The sequence below is a fragment of the Cupriavidus sp. FW306-01-F10A genome (assembly GCF_058782785.1).
On record NZ_JBYSYA010000020.1, the window covers coordinates 1 to 22,005 of the forward strand.

The window sequence follows — 22,005 nt, forward strand, 5'->3', positions numbered from 1 at the left end:
GCTGAACCTGCAGATCCGCGAGCAGGCCGACTCCGGCCGTCCGACCGTGGTGGCCGAGCCCGACAGCCCGGTGGCCGGGATGTACCGCGCCATGGCGCGCAAGGTGGCGATCAAGATCGCCGACAAGGCGCGCGACATGACCAGCAAGTTCCCGAGCATCGTCGTGCAGAACACCTGACCGGGGGTGAACGATTTACGCGCGGCTCCTGTCGCGCGCTGACATGGAGCAATGGCATGAGACGCCTTCGCAACGCCAAGATCGTGGCCACGCTCGGCCCCGCGAGTAGCACCCTGGAGCTCATCGACGCGCTGTTCGAGGCCGGCGCCGATGTCTTCCGGCTCAACTTCAGCCACGGCACCCACGACGACCACCGGCAACGGTTCGAGGCGATCCGCGCCGTGGAGCGCGAACGGGGCCGTCCCATCGGTGTGTTGCTCGACCTGCAGGGTCCGAAGCTGCGCATCGGCACCTTCGCCGGCGGGCCGGTGCAACTGGCCGCGGGAGCCGGCTTCCGGCTGGACCTGGACAGCGCGGCGCCTGGCTCGGCCAGCCGGGTCTGCCTGCCGCACCCGGAGATCTTCGCCGCGCTGAGCGAAGGCGTGGAGCTGCTGCTGGACGACGGCAAGATCCGGCTGCGCGTCGAGCAGTGCGGCGCCGGCTTCGCCGAGACCACGGTCGTCAACGGCGGCACGCTTTCGGACCGGAAAGGGGTGAACGTGCCGGATGCGGTGCTGCCGCTGTCTGCCATGACCGAAAAGGACCGGCGCGACCTCGACTTCGGTCTGGCCCTGGGTGCGGACTGGATCGCGCTGTCCTTCGTGCAGCGGCCTGAGGACATCCGGGAGATCAAGGCAATCGTCAACGGCCGCGCCGGTATCGTGGCCAAGCTGGAGAAGCCCGCCGCCATCCAGAGCCTGGACCTGATCGTCGCCGAGGCCGATGCCATCATGGTGGCGCGCGGCGACCTGGGCGTGGAGATGCCGGCCGAGCAGGTGCCGTCGCTGCAGAAGCAGATCGTCCGCGCGTGCCGCAAGGCCGGCAAGCCGGTCATCGTTGCCACGCAAATGCTCGAATCGATGATTGCCGCCCCCGTGCCCACCCGCGCGGAAGCGTCAGACGTGGCGACGGCGATCTACGACGGTGCCGACGCGGTCATGCTGTCGGCCGAGTCGGCATCCGGCCGGTATCCGGTGGAGGCGGTGCGAATGATGAACAGCATTATCTCCCGCACGGAATCCGACCCGCTGTACCGCGACGCCATCGAGGCATCCCACACCCCGCCGCGCGCGGAAGCGGCCGATGCCATCGGCTACGCGGTGCGCCACATCGCGCGCTTGCTCAAGGTGCCGGCGACGGTGGCCTATACCAGCTCGGGCTACTCGGCGCTGCGCATGGCGCGCGAGCGGCCGCAGGTGCCCATTCTCGGCATGACACCCCGCATGGCAACGGCCAGGCGGCTGACGCTCACCTGGGGTGTGCACGCCGTGCTCTGCCGCGAGGTGGTGGACGTGCTGGAAATGACCGATCTGGCCAGCAGCACCGTGCTGGCCGAGGGGTTCGGCGAATCCGGACAGTCCATCGTCATCTCCGCCGGGCTGCCGTTCCTGGTGGCGGGAACCACCAACCTGCTGCGCATCGCGCAGATTCAATGAGGCGATGGCCACCACGTATTGCGGCGGCGTTGCACGGTCCCCGCTGACAGAGGCCACTGCCACCTCTGTCAGCGGGCCGGGCCGCTCCCCTCCTGACCTCCATCCCCCCTCGAAAGAGGCAGGCAATGCCGAGGCCTGGCTCATTTGCCCCGACTCTCGTTGACTACGGCTTTGGCGGCGCCCCGGCGGGGCCATTGTTATCTGGCCGAAGACCAGGGCAAATGATGGCCATGATGGTATCGAAACGGTGCAAAAGTCATACCCTGCTAATCAGCAGGGTGCCTTTGACGGCGCGCAGGCATCAGTGGCGCCGTTAAAGGCCTTCCGGCTGGCGATCCTTGCACGGTTTTTATCGATGCCAACACTGTACATGCGCTGGCGCGTGGTCTAGTCTTCACGTTGACTCGCGTTCGGGTGAAATCCGGGCGAAGGGGCCAATCAAGGCGCCAGTAAAAGCGCCAGTATCGGGGGTCTGGACTGCCATGAGTATCGAGATCGGAAAAGACATCACTGCGTTTGCCGACCAATTGCTGGACGCCGTATTCCTGGTCGACACAGGCGGCCGCATCCAGTATGTCAGCGCAGCGTGCGAGGGCATTTTTGGCTATACGCCGAAGGATATGGCGGGTGAGTTCATCATCGATCTGGTCATGCCTGGCGACCGGGACCGGACCATTGTCGAGGCCAAGCAGGTGATGTCGGGAAAGAAGCGGATCGGTTTTGAAAACCGCTATCGCCACAAGGACGGCAGCGCCGTCCATATCATGTGGTCCGCCGGATGGCTCCAGTCGGAACGGTTGCGCGTCGGGGTTGCCCGCGATGTCACTGCGCTGAAGAAGGAGAGCATTCTTGACCTTGGGCTGGCGCTTTCCTCCGTTCCGTTGGCGCCCCACGAGCAGAAGGTCTTGCGGCTGCTGTTGACCGACGCATCGGAAAAGCAGATTGCCCAGCGCCTCGGCCTGGCCGTTTCAACGACCCATTCCTATGTGACCGGCATTTTCCGGAAATTCGGCGTCAGGGGCCGGGCGGGGTTGATGAGCCTGTGGCTGGAAAACCTGACCAGGGACTAAAATGCGCAATATGGATTGTATTTCTCGAATACAAACCATGATCTGTATTGGTCAGGAACCTCGGCCCCGCGCCTCTACGCCGCTTATCTCTACCGGCGCCGCCATCAGCGCCTGACCAGCGAGCACTGCGATTTCGACACCGGCATGAACGCCTGCTCGCCCGGCACCGTGGCCAGCACCTTGTAGTAGTCCCATGGGTACTTGGACTCGGCCGGCGTCTTGACCTCGAACAGATACATGTCGTGGACCATGCGTCCGTCTTCGCGGATGCGGCCGTTCTTGGCGAAGAAGTCGTTGATCGGCATCGACTTCATCTTCTTCATCACCGCCGCGGTCTCGTCTGTGCCGGCTGCCTGCACGGCCTTCAGGTAGTGCGTCACCGATGAATACGCACCCGCCTGGCTCATGTTGGGCATTTTCCTGAGCTTGTCGAAATAGCGGCGCGACCAGGCTCGCGTGGCATCGTTCATATCCCAGTAGAAAGCTTCGGTCAGCACCAGCCCGGAGGCGGTCTTCAGGCCGATGGCGTGGATGTCGTTGATATAGAGCAGCAGGCCCGCCATGCGCTGCGTGTTGTTGCGGGTCAGGCCGAATTCAGAGGCGGCCTTGATCGCGTTGACGGTATCGCCGCCGGCATTGGCCAGGCCCACCACCTGTGCCTTGCTGGCCTGCGCCTGCAGCAGGTAAGAGGCAAAGTCGCTGGTGGCCAGCGGGTGGCGCGCGGCGCCCAGCACCTTGCCGCCGGTCTCGTTGACGACCGCGGTGGCCGAGTCCTGCAGCGTGTGGCCGAAGGCGTAGTCCGCCGTCAGGAAGAACCAGGACTTGCCGCCGCGCTGCACCATCGCGCGCGCGGTGGTGTTGGCCAGCGCGTAGGTGTCGTAGGCGTAGTGCACTGACACCGGCGTGCACAGGTCGTTGGTGATGCGCTCGGTGCCCGGGCCGGAGAACACCACGATGCGGTTCTTCTGTCTTGCAACCTCAAGCACCGCCAGCGCCGGCGCAGACGCGGCCACGTCGAGGATGGCGTCGACATTGGCAGTGTCGAACCATTCGCGCGCCTTGTTGGCGGCGATGTCGGCCTTGTTCTGGTGATCGACCACCACCAGCTCGATCTTCTTGCCCAGCACCTTGCCGCCGAAATCGTCGATGGCCATCTGCGCGGCGGTGGCGCTGCCGCGGCCGGTGACGTCGGCATACAGGCCGCTCATGTCGAGCAGCATGCCGAGCTTGACGACATCGTCAGAGACGGCGGCCCTGGGCTGGGCCTGGGCGGTGCCGCAGGCAAGCGCCGCGGCGAAGGCGAGGGCGCTGGCGGCAATGCGGCGGAGCGCGTGGCGATGGTTCATGGTGTCTCCCTGGTTTATTGTTGTTGGCTTATACCGTGGCGATCGGCGTCACCGGCGACCCCACCGCGCCGGGCAGGCGCAACGGCGGGGCGGTGAGCTGGAAGCGGGTGCGGCCGCTGGCGCGCAACCAGTCCGCCAGTTCGCGCAGGTACCACAGCTCGCCCAGCGGCAGGCCCAGCTTGAACAGGCAATGGTGGTGCAGCGGCAGCAGCGGGTGGCTCTTGTCGCCGTCGGGCGCGGGGCGGGCGGGGTAGCGTTCCACCGCGTAGTTGTCGGCGATCAGCGCGGCGATGCCGGCATCGGTGATCCAGTTCAGCAGGCGCTCGTCGCGGCCGTCCAGCGCGCAGCAGCTGTGGTGCAGCACGGCTTCATCGGGGTTGCGCTGCATCGACAGCACCACCTCGGCAAAGCCGGTGCGCAGCAGCAGCATGTCGCCGCGTTCGACCTCCACTTTGCCGGCGTCCAGCGCGTGCATCAGGTCGTCGTAGCCGACATTGCGGAAGTCCATGCCGAAGGCATGCGCCAGGTCCACCAGCACGCCGCGGCCCTGCATGCCCTTGACCGCGAAGTTCTCGATGCCCAGCGCCTGCGCGGCACTGTGGTCGTGGCCGCAAGGGTGCGCGGCGAAGTTGTCGTCCTCGGCATAGTCGACCGGGCCGACGATATGCTCGTTGGCGCGGTAGCCGTTGTAATACACGCGCTCCGGGCGGCCGTCGCCGTCGGCATCGAACAGCGCCCCCACGTGCGCCAGCGCATCCCATTGCGTGCTGTATTGCAGGCACAGCAGCACCTGGTCGTCGCTGATGACGTCGGTGGCGGTGGGATCGACCTTGGCCAGCGGGAAGTTCAAATAGGGGATGTCGTCGCGCAGGGTAGGCCGCAGCACCGGCGGATGCCGGCGCGGGTTGAGCTTGTTGCCGCCGGGGTAGTCCAGCGGCAGCGACAGGCAGAAGCTGATGCCGGCCTGCACCTCGCGCGCGCCTTTGACGACTTGTTCCGGGCCGATCAGGTTGACGCGGCCAAGCTGGTCGTCGGGGCCGAAATCACCCCAGTTGGAACCTTGCGGACGTTGCTTCCAGCGCATGAGTCATGCCTCCTGTCGTGGGCGTGGCCGAGGGAGCGGCCGGTGTATGGGGTATCAGTGCGGCGTGGCTGCGCGATGTGCGTCGCCGCGCGGAAGGTCTCCTGTCCGGTTCTCGTGGCATGAAACCGGTTGCATCCTTATAGGCCATATTGCGGGGAATGGTCATTTTGCGGTGCAACAGGATTTCGGCGGGTTGGCCTCGTTCCTGGGGCGGACAATCCTGGTTCATGATGTGTTGTCGTACAACAAACCTAGGAAAGTGGCTTATGTTTGCCCTGAGATGGAAAGAGATAGGGAATTCCCGAGGCCATAGACAAGCATAAGCAGATAGAATGTTGTCAGACAACGTAACACTAAAGGTGCGCGACAGCGCCAGGCTGGAGATGACATGGCAGTGACCCCGACGGCAGGTGGGAAGGCGGCCCGCCCCCTGTACATCACGATGCACGCGAACGACAACGTCGCGATCGTGGCCAACGACGGCGGCCTGCCGGCGGGAACGGAATTCCCCTGCGGCCTGGTGCTGGCAGAGGGCGTGCCGCAGGGCCACAAGGTGGCGCTGACTGAGCTGCGCGAGGGCGACGCGGTGATCCGCTACAACGTGGTGATCGGCTACGCGCTGAAAGGCCTGCCGCGCGGCAGCTGGGTCAATGAGCGGGTGACCCGCATGCCGGCCGCGCCTGAACTGCACGACCTGCCGGTCGGCACGCGCGTGGCGCCGCTGCCGCCGCTGGATGGCTATACCTTCGAGGGCTACCGCAATGCGGACGGCTCGGTCGGCACGCGCAATATCCTGGGCATTACCACCACGGTGCAGTGCGTGGAGGGCGTGGTGGAGTTTGCCGTGCGGCGCATCAAGGAAGAACTACTGCCCAAGTATCCCCATGTCGACGACGTAGTGGGCCTTGAGCACACCTACGGCTGCGGCGTGGCGATCGACGCGTCCGACGCCGGCATCCCGATCCGCACCATCCGCAATATCGCGCTGAACCCCAATTTCGGCGGCGAGGTGATGATCGTCAGCCTGGGTTGCGAGAAGCTGCAGCCGGCGCGCCTGATCGGCGCCGGCACCATCCCGATCCAGAAGGAGGGCGAGCCCGATGTGGTCTGCCTGCAGGACGAGCAGCATGTGGGCTTTGCCTCGATGATCGATTCGATCATGGCCACGGCGGAGAAGCACCTGGCGCGCCTGGACGCACGCCGGCGCGAGACCTGTCCGGCGTCGGACCTGGTGGTCGGCGTGCAGTGCGGCGGCAGCGATGCCTTCTCCGGCGTCACCGCCAACCCCGCGGTGGGCTTTGCCACCGACCTGCTGGTGCGCGCCGGGGCCACGGTGATGTTCTCCGAAGTGACCGAGGTGCGCGACGGCATCGACCAACTGACCGCGCGCGCGGCCACCCCCGAGGTGGCCGAGGCGCTGGTGCGGCAGATGGCCTGGTACGACCGCTATCTGGAGCAGGGCAAGGTCGACCGCAGCGCCAACACCACGCCGGGCAACAAGAAGGGCGGCCTGTCGAATATCGTGGAAAAGGCGATGGGCTCGATCGTCAAGTCCGGCACCGGCCCGATCCACGGCGTCACTGGCCCCGGCGAGAAGGTCACGCAGAAGGGGCTGATCTACGCCGCCACGCCCGCGGGCGATTTTGTCTGCGGCACGCTGCAGCTGGCTGCCGGCATGAACCTACACGTATTCACCACCGGGCGCGGCACGCCGTACGGGCTGGCCGAGGTGCCGGTGATCAAGGTGTCCACCCGCAACGACCTGGCACGGCGCTGGCACGACCTGATGGATGTCAACGCCGGCCGCATCGCGACCGGCGAGGCCACCATCGAGCAAGTGGGCTGGGAGCTGTTCCACACGCTCCTGGCCGTGGCCAGTGGCAAGAAGTCATGGGCCGAGCACTGGAAGATCCGCAATGCGCTGGTGCTGTTCAATCCGGCACCGGTGACCTGAGCCTCAGGCCCGAGGGCGCTACGTGCGCCCGCGCAACGGCTTGAGCAGATGCGACAGGCCGTTGTGGTCCAGCTCATGCATCAGCGCCAGCAGCGCGCCGATCTGCCCCGGCGGGAAGCCCTCGCGCGCGAACCAGTTCAGGTAGTTGCCTGGCAGGTCGGCGATCACCGTGCCTTTGTGCTTGCCAAAGGGCATGGTGACTGTGACCAGCCGCTTGAGGGCGTCGGCGTCGAAATCGGTCATGGGTGGGCGGAAAGTCGGAAGGCTCCACGCTATCACAGTCAGAATGCGCTCGTGATGCCCGGGCCTGCTGGCCGAAGGCGCCGGTGTTCGACGGCTCGTGGACACCGCCTGCGGTCAGGCGCGTTTGATCATCGCTTCCTGCACGGCCGCGCGCACGCATTCAGCCAGCAACTCTGACGCCCGCGTGCGCGTCGCGCGGGCCGTGCGCGCGATCACCAGCGGCTGGCGCACGCTATCTTCCCGTATCGGCTTTTCCACGACGGCGGTAATCTGGGACGACGCCGGCGCCTGCGTGATCAGCAGCGCCGCGCCCAGTCCGTTCGCCACCATGCCGCGCGCCAGTTCCAGCGAAGTCGCGCGGTAGCGCACCTCGGGCTGCAGCCCGAATTGCCAGAACGGCGCCATCAGGAATTCACGGCTGTGCGGCAGGTCGATCAGGATCAGCGGTTCCTGCGCCAATTCGTGCAGTGACAGGCTGCCTTTGCGCCTGGCCAGCCGCGAGCCCGCAGGCAGCAGGCCGTAGGGCCGCAGCTCTGCCAGCAGTTCGCGCTCGATGTCATCGGGCATGCCGACGTCGTAGGTCAGCGCCAGCTCGATCTGCCCACCGTGCAGCCAGTCTTCCAGCTGGGCGAGATCTCCTTCGACAAAGCGGACCGACAGTTTGGGATAGCGCTCGCGTGCCAGGCGCAGCACCACCGGCAGGTAGACCGGCGCCAGCGTGCGGAACACGCCGATCTGCACCTCGCCCGCGGCGGCATCGCCGCTCTTGTCCACTTCAAATGCCGTTGCTGCCCCAAGGATGTGGCGCGCTTCCGCCAGCTTGCGCACGCCGAAGCGGGTCAGGGTCATCCTTGCGCCGACATCGCGGGCGAACAGGGCTTCCTCGAACAGCGTCTCCAGTTCGCGGATGGCAACGGAGATCGAGGGCTGCGAGACGTTCAGCAGCCGCGCCGCCGCCGTGGTGCTGCCGGTTTCCGCCGCCGCGGCGAAGTAGCGCAACAGCCGCAAGGAGACGCGCATCAGGAAATCCTATAGGTGCTAGTCGAATTCAATATTTTACTTGATAGCCTGCGCTGCGCAGAATCGGTGTCACTGAAACGCAAGCCCGCGGGTTTGCAAGCCTGGAGGCCAAGACGTGACCCATTCCGACCTGCCGCTTGCCGGCATCCGCGTGATCGATTTCTCGCGCGTGCTGGCGGGCCCTTACTGCACGGCGCTGCTCGGCGACCTTGGCGCAGAGGTGATCAAGATCGAACCGCCTGGCGGCGACGACTACCGCGCGGTCGGTCCCTTTGTCGATGGCAAGAGCGGCCTGTTCTCTGCCATGAACCGCAACAAGCAGAGCATCGTGATCGACCTGAAGACGGCAGCGGGCCTGGAGCTGGCGCGCTCGCTCTGCGTCCGGGCCGACGTGGTGGTCGAGAACTTCCGCCCGGGTGTCGCGGACAAGCTGGGCATCGGCTATGAGGCGCTGCGTGCGCTGAATCCGCCGGTGGTCTACGCCAGCGTGTCGGGCTTCGGCCAGACCGGGCCGGAATCGCACCGCCCGGCCTACGACATCATCCTGCAGGCAATGTGCGGGCTGATGGATGCCACCGGCGCCCCGGACGGCACCCCGACCATGCTGGGCGAGGCCATCTCCGATGCGGTCAGCGGCCTGTTCGCCTCATGGGGCGTGCTGGCCGCGCTGCTGGCGCGCGAGAAGACCGGGCGGGGCACGCATGTCGATGTCTCGATGTTCGACGCCACCCTGAGCCTGAGCGCCACCCTGGTCGCGCGCTATGCCGCGACCGGCCTGGCGCCGCGGCGCGTCGGCAACCGCCATCCCTCGTCCGCGCCGTTCGGCGTGTACCGCGCCGCAGACGGCTTCTATGTGGTGGCGGTGCTGAACAACAAGCTGTTCCAGGCGCTGGCCAATGCCATCGGCCGGCCGGAGATGGCGCAGGACCCGCGCTTTGCCGACGACGAGACGCGCTGCCGCTTCGAGGGCGATCTGCGCGCCGGTCTCGAAGCCTGGTCGGCCGGCCTTTCCGTGGCCGAGGTGAACCGCCTGCTGAGCGAGGCGGGCATTCCCGTCGCGCCCATCCGCAACGTCAAGGACGCCCTGGAGAGCGACCATGCCGCCCACCGCGGCCTGCTTGCCGAAGTGCCCGGGCCGGAGGGCGGCACCGTGCGGCTGCCCTCGCAGCCGGTGAAGTTTTCCGGTTACGGCGCCAATCGCGTGACGCCCGCGCCTGCGCTGGGGCAGCATACCGAAGCCATTCTGGCCGAGCTGGCCAACGCTGCCACGGCGCATCCGCAAGTGTTCAGCAAGGAGAAACAACATGCATAAACGACTGGGCGTCGAGCCGGGCGATCTCGAGATTGCCGACGCCATCGGCCGCTTCGCGCAAAGCGAACTGGCCCCGAAGGCGGCCGAGGTGGACCGGGCCGAAGCCTCCACCACGTGTTATGTGCCGCAACTTGCCGAGCTCGGCCTGATGGGGATGAACCTGCCGGAGCGCTGGGGCGGGACCGAGACCTCGCCGGTGGCACTGATCCTGTCGTTGGCGGAGGTTGCCAAGGCCTGCGCCTCGACCTCGTCGATGATCGGCGCGCACTACCTGGCGACCGATTCCATCCTGATCGGCGGCGACCACAGCCTGCGCGAGCGCTACCTGCCGGATGCGGCCGCCGGCGGCAAGCTGGGCGCCTTTGCGCTGACCGAGCCGCGCGCCGGCTCCAACCCGGCCGACATGGCCACGCGCGCCACCCCGGAGGGCGACGGCTACCGCCTGCGCGGGGTCAAGCACTTCATCTCCAATGCGGACGCTGCGGACTTTATCGTCGTCTACGCCAAGACCGATCCGGCCGCCGGCACGCGCGGCATCAGCGCCTTCGTGGTGGACCGGCACAGCGAGGGCGTGCAGATCGCACCCGCCGAGAAACTGATGGGGATTCGCGGGGCGCCGGCCCATGAGGTGGCGCTGGACTGCTTCGTCCCCGCCGCCAACCGGCTGGGGCCGGAAGGCACGGGCTTCCGTACCGCGATGAAGGTGCTGGACAACAGCCGCCTGGACGTGGCCGCCACCAGCCTGGGCATTGCCGAGGCAGCGCTGGCCTGCGCGGCGGACTGGGCCAGGCAGCGCCAGGTCGGCGGCGAGCCGCTGGCGCGCAAGCAAGGCCTGCAATGGATGTTCGCCGACATGCGCACGCGGCTGGAGGCGGCCTGGCTGCTGACCCTGCAGGCAGCGGTGCGGCGCCGGGACGGCGAGCCCTTCACCGAGCAGGCATCGATGGCCAAGCTCTATGCCTCGGAGATGGTCGGTTTTGTCACCGACGCCGCGCTGCAGATCCACGGCGGCTACGGCTTCACGCGCGAAATGCCGCTGGAGCGGCTGGTGCGCGATGCGCGGATCCTGCGCATCTATGAAGGCTCGTCGGAAATCCAGCGGACGGTGATCGCGCGCGCAGTGCTGGCGTAAGCGCCGCTGCAGATCCGACGGCGGGGATCAGGGCGCGGCAGGCGTGTCGGGGCTGTCAGGCGTGGCGGCGGGCGCGGCAGGGGTGTCAGGCGTGGCAGCGGGCGTGGCGGGCTTGGCTTTCCGCGGCCGGGTGCCCGCACCGCGGCGGGCCTTCAGCTGCTGGGCCCGCTTGGCATCCGCCACGCTGACGACGCCGGCCTCATTGCCTTCCAGGTCCAGCCGCTTGGCGCCTTCCACCATGCACGACCAATAGCGTGCGCCGCTGCACCAGGTGCGGATCGCTTCACGCAGCTCCGCCTCGGTCAGGGCTAGCTTGCCCGCATGCTGGGCCAGATCCTCGAACGTGCCGACCTTCAGCGGCACCTTGGGCGCCGGATTCTTCGGAAACGCCTTGGGGAAGTGCTTCTGCAGCCGGGCAATGGAATGCACCACCGGATCGACGGGCGGCTTCGCGGGCGCCGCAGCCTGCGCGGCAGCCGGCGCAGGGCGCCGGCGCTTGCCTTCCGTACGAGATTCGGCCTTCGCCTTGCTTGCCAGTTGATCCCTTAGTGCTGCGAGTTGTTCAAAGCCCATGATATTTGCCGTTCTGTGAACCAGAATTGTAGCAAGGCTGGGCCAACGACAGGTTTGGCGGCAATTTGCATGCGGCGGGCATGGGTCGAATACGTCTCTCGCTCCCGAAAGGCGGGGCCCGGACAGAAGGGCTCGCGGCGGGGGCGCCCTCACGTGATTGCCCTGAGCAGGCGGACCATCCGTTCGAAAATCGAGGAGCAGCGGTGGATTCCCATGCCATGAACGGTGAAACGCCAGCCGCGTCGCACCCGCAGCAATCCCGCGCAGCGCTCACGCTTGCTGCGTTGGGCGTGGTCTACGGCGATATCGGCACGAGCCCCCTTTATGCGGTCAAGGAAACCTTCAATCCAGCCCACGGGATTCCGCTCGTAACCGAGAACATACTTGGCGGCATCTCCGCGATCCTCTGGGCGCTGATGGTGGTGGTTTCGCTCAAGTACGTGATCCTCATCATGCGGGCAAACAACAGGGGCGAAGGCGGCATCATGGCACTGCTCGCGCTCGCCCTGTCGTCAGTGAAAAAGGTCGGCCGCTCGCCGACGCCGATCCTGCTGGTGGGCCTGTTCGGCGCGGCGCTCTTCTATGGCGATGCGGTGCTGACACCTGCCATGTCGGTGCTCTCGGCGCTCGAAGGCATCGAGGTGGGCACTACCGCGCTGCAGCCTTATGTCTTGCCGGCATCGGTGGGTGTGTTGATCGCGCTGTTCCTGTTCCAGCGGCATGGCACCGCCGCCATCGGCGCGCTGTTCGGGCCTGTCACGATCGTGTGGTTTCTCGCCCTGGCCGCCGCGGGCATCCACGGCATCGCCCGGTATCCCGCAATCCTGGGCGCGCTCAGCCCGCTGCACGCGCTCGGTTTCGTGACGCAGCACGGGTTCGCCTCGTTCGCGGTGCTTGGGGCGGTGCTGCTCGCATTCACCGGTGCCGAAGCGCTCTACGCCGATATGGGGCACTTCGGCAGTGCCCCGATTCGCCTGGCCTGGTTCGGGCTGGTATTCCCGGCGCTTGCGCTCAATTACCTGGGGCAGGGCGCGCTGATCATTGTGAATGCAAAAGCAATCGAGAACCCCTTCTACCTGCTGTTTCCGTCGTGGGCCCTTTATCCGATGGTTGCACTCGCGACAGCGGCAACAGTGATCGCGTCGCAGGCGACGATTTCGGGTGCCTACTCGCTGACGAAACAGGGAATCCAGCTGGGCTATCTGCCACGCATGAACGTGGTGCACACATCGGAGCGAGCGATCGGTCAGATCTACATACCGACTCTCAACGGGATGTTGCTTGTTGCGGTTCTGGTTGCCGTGCTCGGCTTCGGATCTTCGTCCAATCTCGCTTCGGCGTATGGGGTCGCGGTCACCGGCACGATGTTGGTGACGACGCTTCTCACCTTCTTTGTGATCCACTACGGTTGGCGCTACAACCTGCTGCTAAGCCTTGTCGCAACCGGCTTCTTTATTGCGGTGGATATGGCTTTCGTTTCCTCCAGCCTGTTGAAAGTTGCCGAAGGGGGCTGGTTCCCGCTCGTTGTCGGGGCCGGGATATTCGTCGTGATGCTGACATGGGTTCGCGGCCGGCAAGCCCTGTTGGAGCGGCTCCAAAGTACCGACGTGCCCCTCAAGTCGTTCCTGGATTCGCTGTTTCTCGCACCACCGCCGCGTGTGCCCGGCACGGCGGTGTTCCTCACCCCGACACCGGATGTGGTGCCACACGCGTTGATGCATAACCTCAACCATAACAGGGTGCTACACGAGCGCGTTGTGTTTCTTACCGTGAAGATGAAGGATGTACCATCGGTGCCGGCGACCGAGTGCGCAGCCGTTGAAGCGCTCGGACACGCCTGCTACCGGATAACGCTGCGCTTCGGCTTCATGAACCGGCCCGATGTCGCGCAGGCGCTCGGCGCGCTGCCTCCGGCGGCTGGCCTGGAGTTTGACATCATGGACACCTCGTTCTTCCTGAGTCGCGACGCCATCGTCGCTGCAGCCGGCGGTCCCAGTGGCATGGCGTCATGGCGTGAACGTCTGTTTGCCACGATGAGCAGGAACGCCGGCAATGCTGCTGATTACTTCAACATACCGGCAAATCGCGTGATCGAGATTGGCACGCAGATCAAGATCTAGACCGCCGGCGGTACCTGTTCTGCAAAGGACTCCGTGGCCCAGGCGTCCCGTACCTCGGCGGCCAGTTCATCGGCGCGCCCTTGATAGCGTGGCGAAAAATGGAACGGCGTCACCGCGCGCGCACCTATGCTGCGCGCAATCAATCCGGCCTGGGCAGCGGTCAGGTGGTTCTTGCGCAGGCCGTGTGCCCGGTCGACATCCAGGAACACGCTCTCGATGAAGAGCTGGTCGACGCCTTGCATCAGTTGCGACAATGCTTGCACGTTCGCGCTCGTATAGCGCAGGTCGGTCACGTAGCCGATGCGCCGGCCGGGCTCGGTAGCCAGGATCAGCCGGCTCAGCTCGCCGACCGTTCGCGCCGACGCATGGTCGCCGCTCCTGTCCCGCCACTGCACAAGAATCGGGGTATCGCCGGCCGCGCCGGTCAGGACCGCATGCTTGAGTTCGCGCAGCCAGGCGCCGGTGGTCAGGCCCGATGCAGCCAGGCGTTCCTTGTTGACGCCGAGCCGGGCCTTTTCCTCCACCAGGTAGGCCAGGCATGGAATCCCGTGGTCGACAAAGCAGGCGCGCACCCGGAACGTCGCTTCGTCGTGGACGATATCGCCGGCCCTCTCGACACACGCCTCGGCCTCCCTGGCAAAGCCGTGCCGGCTGGAAAAGCAGGCGCGCCGCATCTGCCCGTCCAGTCCAAGTTCGGCCACTTCGATGACCAGTTCGATGGCGTAGCGATGCACCACGTTCCAGGTATAGGCGAGCAGCTTGTGCTCGACCTGTGCCAGGAACCCCGGCCCGCCGACCAGCACGATGCGCGGCTTGCGCCCGAGCAGCACCCGCAGCAGCTTGTCGAAGCCAGAGAAATGATCCATGTGCGCATGCGTGACAAACACATGCGACAGGCGCATCAGCTCGCGCGGCATCAGCCGGGCGATGTCGCCCAGGTCGAACAGCAGCGCGCGCCGTTCGTCCAGGAAGTTTACGAACAGCCCAGGATCGCCAAAGGCATCGTTGACGAGGCGGGCTTCCAGCAGGTGACGCATGTTCACTCGCGGTGCGACCGGCACCAGGGCCCAGGCAAAGGCGCATGCTGGTCCGGGCTGCCTGTCACCGCCCGGTCAGCTGGCGCAGCAGCTTCTGCACGATCCGCTCATGCTCTTCCAGCGCCGCGTCAAGCGTCTGCGCGCCATAGCTTTCATTGTCCTGCTCGGCCAGCCCGGTCACACGGGTGATGAACAAGGGGGTGTCCGTCGGTGCGGCCTCGGACACGCCCCGGAAGCGGGTCGTCACCATGCCGCCGGACTGCTCCAGCAGGGTGCGGCGGAATACCAGGTCGTTGTCCGCCATCCAGCGCGACCATTCGTCGTGGTCGGTTACCTGCACTGGCCGGTTCTTCTCATCCAGGATATAGAAGCGGCGCCATTGCTGTGGATCGTGACGAGGCTTCATTGAAGGCCACCTCCGTGCGGTTGCGGGCCGCTTGTCACCTGGCCCCGGCGCGCAATGTGCTTTGCAGGCGACTGCCGCGCGACGCAAGAGCACGATTTCAACGCCGCCCTGCAGCTAGTTTATTTGACGGATGCGTTCATGCCAGCGCGCCGTTGCGTGCCACGACCCGGCCGGCCGACACCACCAGTTGCCGCACCGGCCTTGCCACGACCGCCTCGGCCACCGTTTGCGCGGCGACCAGCACCAGGTCGGCCCGGTCGCCCGGCGCCAGGCCATAGCGCTGGAAGCCGCATGCGCCGGCGGCCGCGTGCGTCACGCAATCGAGCGCAAGCGCGAGTTCGTCGTCGCGGCGGAAGTTGTTGCGCAGGCCGATCAGCATGGCCCGCTCCAGCATGTCGGGCGAGCCGTATGGGGTCCAGGTATCGCGGATGCCGTCGTTGCCGCCGGCAATCCTGACACCGGCCGCGCGGCACGCGGCGACCGGCGGCACCGGGCGCGACGGCGGCGCGGTGGTGACGATGACAACCCCAAGGTCGGCGATGCGTCGCAGCAGCGCGTCGCGCTCGCGTTCGGCAATATCGCCCAGGCAGAAGGCGTGGCTGACCGTGACCATGCCGCGCATGCCCAGCGCGGCCGTTCGCTGCAGGATCAGGTCGAGGGAATAGGCGCCCATGGTGCCGGGCTCGTGCAGATGGATGTCGAGCGGGCGGCCATGGCGCTGCGCGAGGCCGAACAGGACATCCAGCGCGCGCACCGGGTCGCCTTCGATGGCGCACGGGTCCAGCCCGCCGAGGATGTCGGCGCCATCGCGCAGCGCCGCATCCAGCAGGGCTTCCGTGCCGGGGCGCCCCAGCACGCCCGACTGCGGGAACGCGACGATCTGCATGTCCATCTGCGCGGACAGCTGGTCGCGCGTGGCCAGTACGCCTTGCAGGTGGCGCAGCCCCGCGTCGGTGTCGATGTCGACGTGGGTGCGCAGCCGCGTGGTGCCCGCCGCGAGGAAGGCGCGCGCCAGCACCAGCGATTGCGCGCGGGCATCGTGGCCGGTGGCGGCGCGCCAGCGGCGCTCGTTGTCGATGCGGTCGGTCAGGTTGGGACCGACCTCATTGCGATACCAGGGCATGCCCCACAGGGTCTTGTCCAGGTGGGTGTGCGCCTCGACCAGGCCGGGAAGCGCCAGCGCGCCGGCGCCGTCCTCGACCTGGCATCCGGCCGGCGTGTCAAGCCCGGCGCCGATGCTCGCGAACTGACCGTCTGCGATCAGGATATCGACCTGGTTCCCGGCTGCGAGCCGGACATTGCGGACCAATAGTTGATTCATTGCATCTTCCGTTATTTCAGGATGAAGTCGCCTTCAGGACGGCGGGGCTTGTCTCTCGGCACGGTTCAACGCTGCGGGGCGCGCATGCCGCCGCGCGGCAGGCAGCCGAGCAGCCTGTCGAAGGCCGGCGCGATGTCCTCCTCCGGCACGCAGGCATACCCCAGCAGCAGGCCTCGCTGCACGGCAGCGCCGATGAAATAGCGCGACAGCGGCCGCACCATGATGCCGCGCTCGCGGGCGGCGGCGGTGATGGCCACGTCGTCGGCATCGTCGGGCAGGCGCAGCACCAGGTGCAGGCCGGCATTGCTGCCGTGCTCGTGCAGCGCGCCGGGGCCGAGGTAGCGCTCGAGCAACGCGGCCAGGATGGCGCGCCGCCTGGCATACAGCGGCCGCATGCGGCGGATGTGGGCGGCATAGTCGCCCGCCTGCATGAATTCGGCGACGGTTGCCTGCGTCATCAGGTGGCCGGCCCGGTATAGCTCGGCGTGCGCGGTCTGGAAGGCGCCGGCCAGGCTGCGCGGCAGCACCAGGTAGCCCATGCGCAAGCCCGGATAGAGGGTCTTGCTGAAGGTGCCGATATAGATCACCGGCGCATCCGGTTCCATGCCCTGCAACGACGGGACCGGCTGTCCGGAAAAACGGAACTCGCTGTCGTAGTCGTCCTCCACGATCCAGCTGCCGCGCTGGCGAGCGTACTCCAGCAGCGCGCGCCGGCGCTTCAGGCTCATCACGGCGCCAAGCGGGTACTGGTGCGAGGGCGTGACGAAGATAAAGCGCGGCGCGGGCATGTCCCTGCCGGCTTCGGTGTCGGGCAGCGTCAGGCCCTCGTCGTCCACCAGCTTCGGCACCATGCCGATATCGCTGACCTGCAGCACGCCGCGGATGCCCCAATAGCTGGGTTCCTCCACCCACGCCTGGTCGCCGGGCGAGCCCAGCATCCTCACCACCAGGTCGATGGCCTGGTGTATGCCCTCGGTGATCAGCACCTGGTCCGGATCGCAGCGCACCGACCGCGCCACGCGCAGGTGCGCCGCCAGGGCTTCGCGCAGCGCCGGCAGCCCGCCGCCATGGCTGTAGCTCAGCCACTCCGGGTGCGGGTTGCGCCACAGGCGGGCCGAGATCTGGGCATAACGGCGATGCGGGAAGCGCGTGACGTCGGGAACGCCCGGCATGAAGGCGCCCCATTGCGTGGGCGAGGCCGAGGCATTGGCCAGCAGCCGCTGTCCGCGCGGCGACAGCCCGGGCATGGCCTGCGGCCCGACCTCGGTCGCCGGCACGGCGGCGGCGTTCAGGTAGCGCTCCGGCGCGGTGGCGGCAACGAAGGTGCCGCTGCCGGTGCGCGCGTACAGGTAGCCCTCGGCCAGCAGCTGGTCGTAGGCAAACATCACCGTGTTGCGCGACAACCCCAGCTCGGCGGCCAGGTCGCGTTGCGGCGGCAGGCGCGTGGCCGGCGCAAGGCTGCCGTCCTGTATCGCGCCGCGGATGCATTCGTAGAGGCCCCGGTTGAGCGGTTTGCCCAGTGCCGCCGTGCCTTCGGGGCCCAGGCGCTGGAGCAGCTGGTCGCCGCAGATCGATTTCAAATTGGCACCATCGGAATTGCAAAAGCGGTACTGGATTATAGGGCCAAGGCCGGTTGAAATGGCTGGCATCGCTGGGCCCCTGCCAGCGGTGCCCGTTTCGCGAGTCGGCCGGTGCCGACAGTCCTCACCGCACAAAGACCATGAAAAACCTCGAACTGAACCAACGCCGTACCCTCGCGACGCCGCGCGGCGTGGGCGTGATGTGCGATTTCTACGCCGACCGCGCCGAGAACGCCACGCTGTGGGACGTGGAAGGCCGTGCCTACACGGACTTCGCCGCCGGCATCGCCGTGCTCAACACGGGCCACCGCCACCCGCGCGTGATGCAGGCCATCGCCGCGCAGCTGGAGCGTTTCACGCATACCGCCTACCAGATCGTGCCCTACCAGGGCTATGTCGCGCTGGCCGAGCGCATCAACGCGCTGGTGCCGATCCAGGGCCTGAACAAGACGGCCCTGTTCACCACCGGCGCAGAGGCCGTGGAGAATGCCATCAAGATCGCCCGTGCGCATACCGGCCGCCCCGGCGTGATCGCTTTCTCGGGCGCCTTCCATGGACGCACGCTGCTGGGCATGGCGCTGACCGGCAAGGTGGCGCCGTACAAGATCGGCTTTGGCCCGTTCCCCTCCGACATCTACCACGCCCCGTTCCCCAGCGCGCTGCATGGCGTCAGCACTGAGCGGGCGCTGCAGGCGCTTGAAGGCCTGTTCAAGACCGATATCGATCCGGGCCGCGTGGCCGCGATCATCGTTGAGCCGGTGCAAGGCGAGGGCGGCTTCCAGGCGGCGCCGGCCGATTTCATGCGGGGCTTGCGGGCGGTGTGCGACCAGCACGGCATCGTGCTGATTGCCGATGAAGTGCAGACCGGCTTTGGCCGTACCGGCAAGATGTTCGCGATGTCGCACCATGACGTGGAGCCGGACCTGATTACCATGGCCAAGAGCCTGGCTGGCGGCATGCCGCTGTCGGCGGTCAGTGGCCGGGCCGCGATCATGGATGCGCCGCTGCCCGGCGGCCTCGGTGGCACCTATGCCGGCAATCCGCTGGCGGTGGCGGCGGCGCACGCGGTCATCGATGTCATCGAGGAAGAAGAACTGTGCGAGCGCTCCGCCAGCCTGGGCCAGCAGTTGCGCGAGCACCTGTTGGCGCAGCGCAAGCACTGCCCCGCAATGGCCGAGGTGCGTGGGCTGGGTTCGATGGTTGCCGCCGAATTCTGCGATCCCGCCACGGGCCAGCCAAGTGCCGAGCATGCCAAGCGCGTACAGACGCGTGCGCTGGAAGCCGGCCTGGTGCTGCTGACCTGCGGCACCTATGGCAACGTCATCCGCTTCCTCTATCCGCTCACCATCCCGCAGGCGCAGTTCGACGCGGCGCTGGCGGTGCTGGCCCAGGCGCTGGCCGAATAAGGGGAACACATGGAACGCCAACATACCGCGCTGTTGCGCAGCCATTGCCTGATCGACGGCGAATGGACCGGAGCGCAAAGCGGCGCAGAACTCGCCGTCTTCAACCCGGCGACTCAGGAACGGATCGGCTCGGTGCCCCTGGCCGGCGCGGCTGAAGCCGAACAGGCGGTGCGCGCCGCCGAGCGCGCGCTGCCGGCATGGCGCGCGCAGACGGGCAAGGCGCGTGCCGCCGTGCTGCGCCGCTGGGCCGACCTGATGCTGGCGCACCAGGAAGACCTGGCCCGGCTGATGACCGCCGAGCAAGGCAAGCCGCTGGCCGAGGCGCGTGGCGAGGTGGCCTATGCCGCGAGCTTCCTCGAGTGGTTTGGCGAGGAAGCCAAGCGGGTCGATGGCGAGGTGCTGGCCAGCCCGCGCAGCAGCCAGAAGATGCTGGTGCTGCGCGAGCCGGTGGGCGTGTGCGCGGCCATTACGCCGTGGAACTTCCCCGCGGCGATGATCACGCGCAAGGTCGGCCCGGCGCTCGCCGCCGGCTGCACCATCATCGTCAAGCCGGCCGAACAGACGCCGCTCACGGCGCTGGCGCTGGCCGTGCTGGGCGAACAGGCCGGCGTGCCGCGTGGCGTGCTGCAGGTGGTGACCGGCGACGCCGTGCAGATCGGCGGCGTGCTGTGCGCCAGCCCGGTGGTGCGCAAGCTCAGCTTTACCGGCTCGACCGCGATCGGCAAGCTGCTGATGGCGCAGTGCGCCGGCACCGTGAAGAAGCTCTCGCTGGAACTGGGCGGCAACGCGCCGCTGATCATCTTCGACGACGCCGACCTGGATCGCGCGGTCGAGGGCATCCTTGCCTCCAAGTTCCGCAACAGCGGCCAGACCTGTGTCTGCGCCAACCGCATCTATGTGCACGACCGCGTCTACGACGAGGTCGCGCGCCGGCTGGTCAGCGCGGTCGAACAGTTGCGGCCGGGCCATGGCGTCGACAGCGGGGTCACGCAAGGCCCGCTTATCGACGCCGATGCGGTGGCCAAGGTCGAAGCGCATATCGCCGATGCGCTCGCGCACGGCGCCACGGTGCTGACGGGCGGCCAGCGCCATGCGCTCGGCGGCACCTTCTTCGCGCCGACGGTGCTGGCCAATGCGACTGCGTCGATGCGGGTCGCGCGCGAGGAGACCTTCGGCCCGCTGGCACCGCTGTTCCGCTTCACCAGCGAAGCAGAAGTGGTGGCGATGGCCAACGATACCGAATCCGGGCTGGCCGCTTACTTCTTCTCGCGCGACATGGCGAAGATCTGGCGCGTGGCGCAGGCGCTCGAGTACGGCATGGTCGGCATCAATACCGGGCTGATCTCCAACGAGGTGGCGCCGTTCGGCGGCGTCAAGCAATCGGGGCTGGGCCGCGAAGGCTCACGTCATGGCATCGACGAGTATCTGGAGACGAAGTACCTCTGCATGGAAGTCGAATAACAACAATGGGGTGAGGAACACCCCACCACCAGGGCGGGGCACGGCGCACCCACGCAGTGCGCTGGCCCCACGGAGACAAGACAGTCCGGCAAATGCCGGCGCCAGGTGGGCGTCTCCGGTGCATGACCTGCGCAAACTTCCAGGAAACGGAAGGGGGCGGACAGGACGCGCGCCGGGATCAGCCCAACGCCAATGGCACGCATATTGCGGACTGGGAAGTGCCATCCGTTGCTGTCAGCGGATGCCATTTCTTCTATCGATGAGGGTACAAAGATGCGTTCCACTGCTATCCGCAGCCTGCTTGCAGTTACCATGCTGGCGGCCTCTTCACTGGCACTTGCGCAAGGCGCCCGCGACTGGCCCAGCCAGCCGGTGCGTATTGTCGTGCCATTCCAGGCCGGCTCGGCCACCGACCTGATCTCGCGGCAGATCGGCATCGGGCTCGGCAAGGAATACGGCCAGACCTTCGTGGTTGAAAACCGGCCGGGCGCCGCCGCGATGATCGGCAGCGAAGTGGCCGCACGCGCGCCGGCCGATGGCTATACGCTGCTGATGTCCGGGCCGGCGTCGATGGTGACCAACCGGTTCCTGTACAAGAAGCTCAGCTATGACCCGGATGCGTTCGAGAAGGTGGCGGTGGTCGCGGTCACGCCGAATATCCTGTTGTCCAACCCGTCGCTGCCGTTCAAGACGTTGCCCGAAATGGTCGCGTATGCCAAGGCCAATCCGGGCAAGCTGACCTATGCCTCCTTCGGTGCCGGCACCACTTCGCATATCGCCGGGGAGATGCTGAAGGCCGCGGCCGGCATCGATATCGTCCATGTGCCGTACAAGGGCGCCGGCGAAGCGATCCCGGCGCTGCTGTCCGGCCAGGTGTCGATGTATTTCGACACCATCATGACCGGCCTGCCGTATGTGAAGGCAGGCAAGCTGCGCGCGCTCGGCATGTCCACCGGCAAGCGCTCGCCCAACGCGCCGGAGATTCCGACGATTGCCGAGCAGGGTTATGCCGGTTTCGATATCGCGCCCTGGTATGGCATTGTCGCGCCCAAGGGCACGCCGGCCGACGTGGTCAGCAAGCTCAATGTCTCGATCAACAAGCTGCTCAAAGCGCCGGAGTTCCGTGAACGCCTGGCTGCCACCGGTGCCGAGCCGCGCGGCGGCAGCGTCGGCGATTTCAGCGCGATGGTCAGCGCGGAGATCCCGCGTACCGAAAAGCTGGTCAAGCAGTCCGGCGTGACTTTGCAATAAGCCGCGTGCAGCAACCCTGGGGCGCCGCCCGCGCGC

The 22,005-nt window shown here is 66.9% G+C and carries 18 protein-coding genes and 1 pseudogene; 10 read left to right on the forward strand and 9 right to left on the reverse strand.

The genetic code is table 11. The features are described from left to right. The 3 genes and pseudogenes from AC3WLF_RS23820 to AC3WLF_RS23830 all read left to right on the forward strand — a co-directional run. Window positions 1-178: pseudogene (locus tag AC3WLF_RS23820) on the forward strand (iron-sulfur cluster carrier protein ApbC); the annotation flags it as partial. A gap of 56 nt (window positions 179-234) precedes the next feature. After that, window positions 235-1,653: a pyruvate kinase gene (pyk, locus tag AC3WLF_RS23825; protein ID WP_492318685.1), complete on the forward strand. Its 1,419-nt coding sequence runs from the start codon at window positions 235-237 to the stop codon at window positions 1,651-1,653. 482 nt (window positions 1,654-2,135) lie between these two features. Beyond that, entirely contained in the window at window positions 2,136-2,723 is a 588-nt protein-coding gene (locus AC3WLF_RS23830) for a helix-turn-helix transcriptional regulator (RefSeq protein WP_492318684.1), read from the forward strand. 104 nt (window positions 2,724-2,827) lie between these two features. On the opposite strand, the gene AC3WLF_RS23835 is transcribed toward AC3WLF_RS23830, so the two are convergent. Then, window positions 2,828-4,069, reverse strand: coding sequence for an ABC transporter substrate-binding protein (locus AC3WLF_RS23835; protein WP_492318683.1), 1,242 nt, complete (start codon window positions 4,067-4,069; stop codon window positions 2,828-2,830). Between the two features lie 28 nt (window positions 4,070-4,097). Beyond that, a complete protein-coding gene (locus AC3WLF_RS23840) occupies window positions 4,098-5,153 on the reverse strand; it encodes a cyclase family protein (protein ID WP_492318682.1) in 1,056 nt (351 codons plus the stop codon). A 388-nt stretch (window positions 5,154-5,541) separates the two neighbouring features. Between AC3WLF_RS23840 and garD the strand changes: the two genes are divergently transcribed. Next, window positions 5,542-7,107, forward strand: a complete 1,566-nt coding sequence (garD, locus tag AC3WLF_RS23845; protein ID WP_492358916.1) for a galactarate dehydratase — start codon at window positions 5,542-5,544, stop codon at window positions 7,105-7,107. An 18-nt stretch (window positions 7,108-7,125) separates the two neighbouring features. Here the strand turns inward: garD and AC3WLF_RS23850 are convergent, their stop codons facing one another. Both AC3WLF_RS23850 and AC3WLF_RS23855 read right to left on the reverse strand, forming a co-directional pair. Continuing rightward, entirely contained in the window at window positions 7,126-7,350 is a 225-nt protein-coding gene (locus AC3WLF_RS23850; protein WP_013952607.1) for a DUF3820 family protein, read from the reverse strand. Between the two features lie 114 nt (window positions 7,351-7,464). After that, window positions 7,465-8,370: a LysR family transcriptional regulator gene (locus AC3WLF_RS23855; RefSeq protein WP_492318680.1), complete on the reverse strand. Its 906-nt coding sequence runs from the start codon at window positions 8,368-8,370 to the stop codon at window positions 7,465-7,467. A 115-nt stretch (window positions 8,371-8,485) separates the two neighbouring features. Between AC3WLF_RS23855 and AC3WLF_RS23860 the strand changes: the two genes are divergently transcribed. Beyond that, a complete protein-coding gene (locus tag AC3WLF_RS23860) occupies window positions 8,486-9,682 on the forward strand; it encodes a CaiB/BaiF CoA transferase family protein (protein WP_492351698.1) in 1,197 nt (398 codons plus the stop codon). Next, window positions 9,675-10,814, forward strand: a complete 1,140-nt coding sequence (locus AC3WLF_RS23865) for an acyl-CoA dehydrogenase family protein (protein ID WP_492318678.1) — start codon at window positions 9,675-9,677, stop codon at window positions 10,812-10,814. Before AC3WLF_RS23860 ends, AC3WLF_RS23865 begins: the two co-directional genes overlap by 8 nt. A 27-nt stretch (window positions 10,815-10,841) precedes the next feature. Here AC3WLF_RS23865 and AC3WLF_RS23870 read toward each other — a convergent pair whose 3' ends face one another. Then, entirely contained in the window at window positions 10,842-11,387 is a 546-nt protein-coding gene (locus tag AC3WLF_RS23870) for a ProQ/FinO family protein (RefSeq protein ID WP_492351699.1), read from the reverse strand. 218 nt (window positions 11,388-11,605) lie between these two features. Here AC3WLF_RS23870 and AC3WLF_RS23875 point away from each other — a divergent pair, with 218 nt between their 5' ends. Continuing rightward, window positions 11,606-13,507: a potassium transporter Kup gene (locus tag AC3WLF_RS23875; RefSeq protein WP_492358917.1), complete on the forward strand. Its 1,902-nt coding sequence runs from the start codon at window positions 11,606-11,608 to the stop codon at window positions 13,505-13,507. Here AC3WLF_RS23875 and AC3WLF_RS23880 read toward each other — a convergent pair. The 4 genes from AC3WLF_RS23880 to pdxR all read right to left on the reverse strand — a co-directional run bounded on the left by AC3WLF_RS23880 (window position 13,504) and on the right by pdxR (window position 17,851). Beyond that, window positions 13,504-14,544, reverse strand: a complete 1,041-nt coding sequence (locus AC3WLF_RS23880; RefSeq protein WP_492358918.1) for a ribonuclease Z — start codon at window positions 14,542-14,544, stop codon at window positions 13,504-13,506. The genes AC3WLF_RS23875 and AC3WLF_RS23880 overlap by 4 nt on opposite strands. A gap of 64 nt (window positions 14,545-14,608) precedes the next feature. Further along, a complete protein-coding gene (locus AC3WLF_RS23885; RefSeq protein WP_492318674.1) occupies window positions 14,609-14,950 on the reverse strand; it encodes a hypothetical protein in 342 nt (113 codons plus the stop codon). A 136-nt stretch (window positions 14,951-15,086) separates the two neighbouring features. Further along, window positions 15,087-16,271 carry an amidohydrolase family protein gene (locus AC3WLF_RS23890; protein WP_492318673.1) on the reverse strand — a complete coding sequence of 395 codons (1,185 nt, stop codon included), beginning with the start codon at window positions 16,269-16,271 and terminating at the stop codon, window positions 15,087-15,089. Window positions 16,272-16,336: 65 nt separating this feature from the next. Continuing rightward, window positions 16,337-17,851 (reverse strand): MocR-like pyridoxine biosynthesis transcription factor PdxR, encoded by a 1,515-nt coding sequence (pdxR, locus tag AC3WLF_RS23895; RefSeq protein WP_492358919.1) that lies wholly within the window; start codon window positions 17,849-17,851, stop codon window positions 16,337-16,339. Between the two features lie 140 nt (window positions 17,852-17,991). Between pdxR and AC3WLF_RS23900 the strand changes: the two genes are divergently transcribed. The 3 genes from AC3WLF_RS23900 (at window position 17,992) to AC3WLF_RS23910 (ending at window position 21,969) form a co-directional block, all read left to right on the forward strand. Beyond that, the gene (locus AC3WLF_RS23900; protein ID WP_492318671.1) at window positions 17,992-19,257 is read left to right on the forward strand and encodes a 4-aminobutyrate--2-oxoglutarate transaminase; all 1,266 of its coding nucleotides are present in this window, start codon (window positions 17,992-17,994) and stop codon (window positions 19,255-19,257) included. Between the two features lie 9 nt (window positions 19,258-19,266). Then, window positions 19,267-20,718 (forward strand): NAD-dependent succinate-semialdehyde dehydrogenase, encoded by a 1,452-nt coding sequence (locus AC3WLF_RS23905; protein ID WP_492318670.1) that lies wholly within the window; start codon window positions 19,267-19,269, stop codon window positions 20,716-20,718. Between the two features lie 273 nt (window positions 20,719-20,991). Continuing rightward, window positions 20,992-21,969 carry a Bug family tripartite tricarboxylate transporter substrate binding protein gene (locus AC3WLF_RS23910; protein ID WP_316154148.1) on the forward strand — a complete coding sequence of 326 codons (978 nt, stop codon included), beginning with the start codon at window positions 20,992-20,994 and terminating at the stop codon, window positions 21,967-21,969. The last annotated feature ends 36 nt before the right edge of the window (window positions 21,970-22,005 follow it).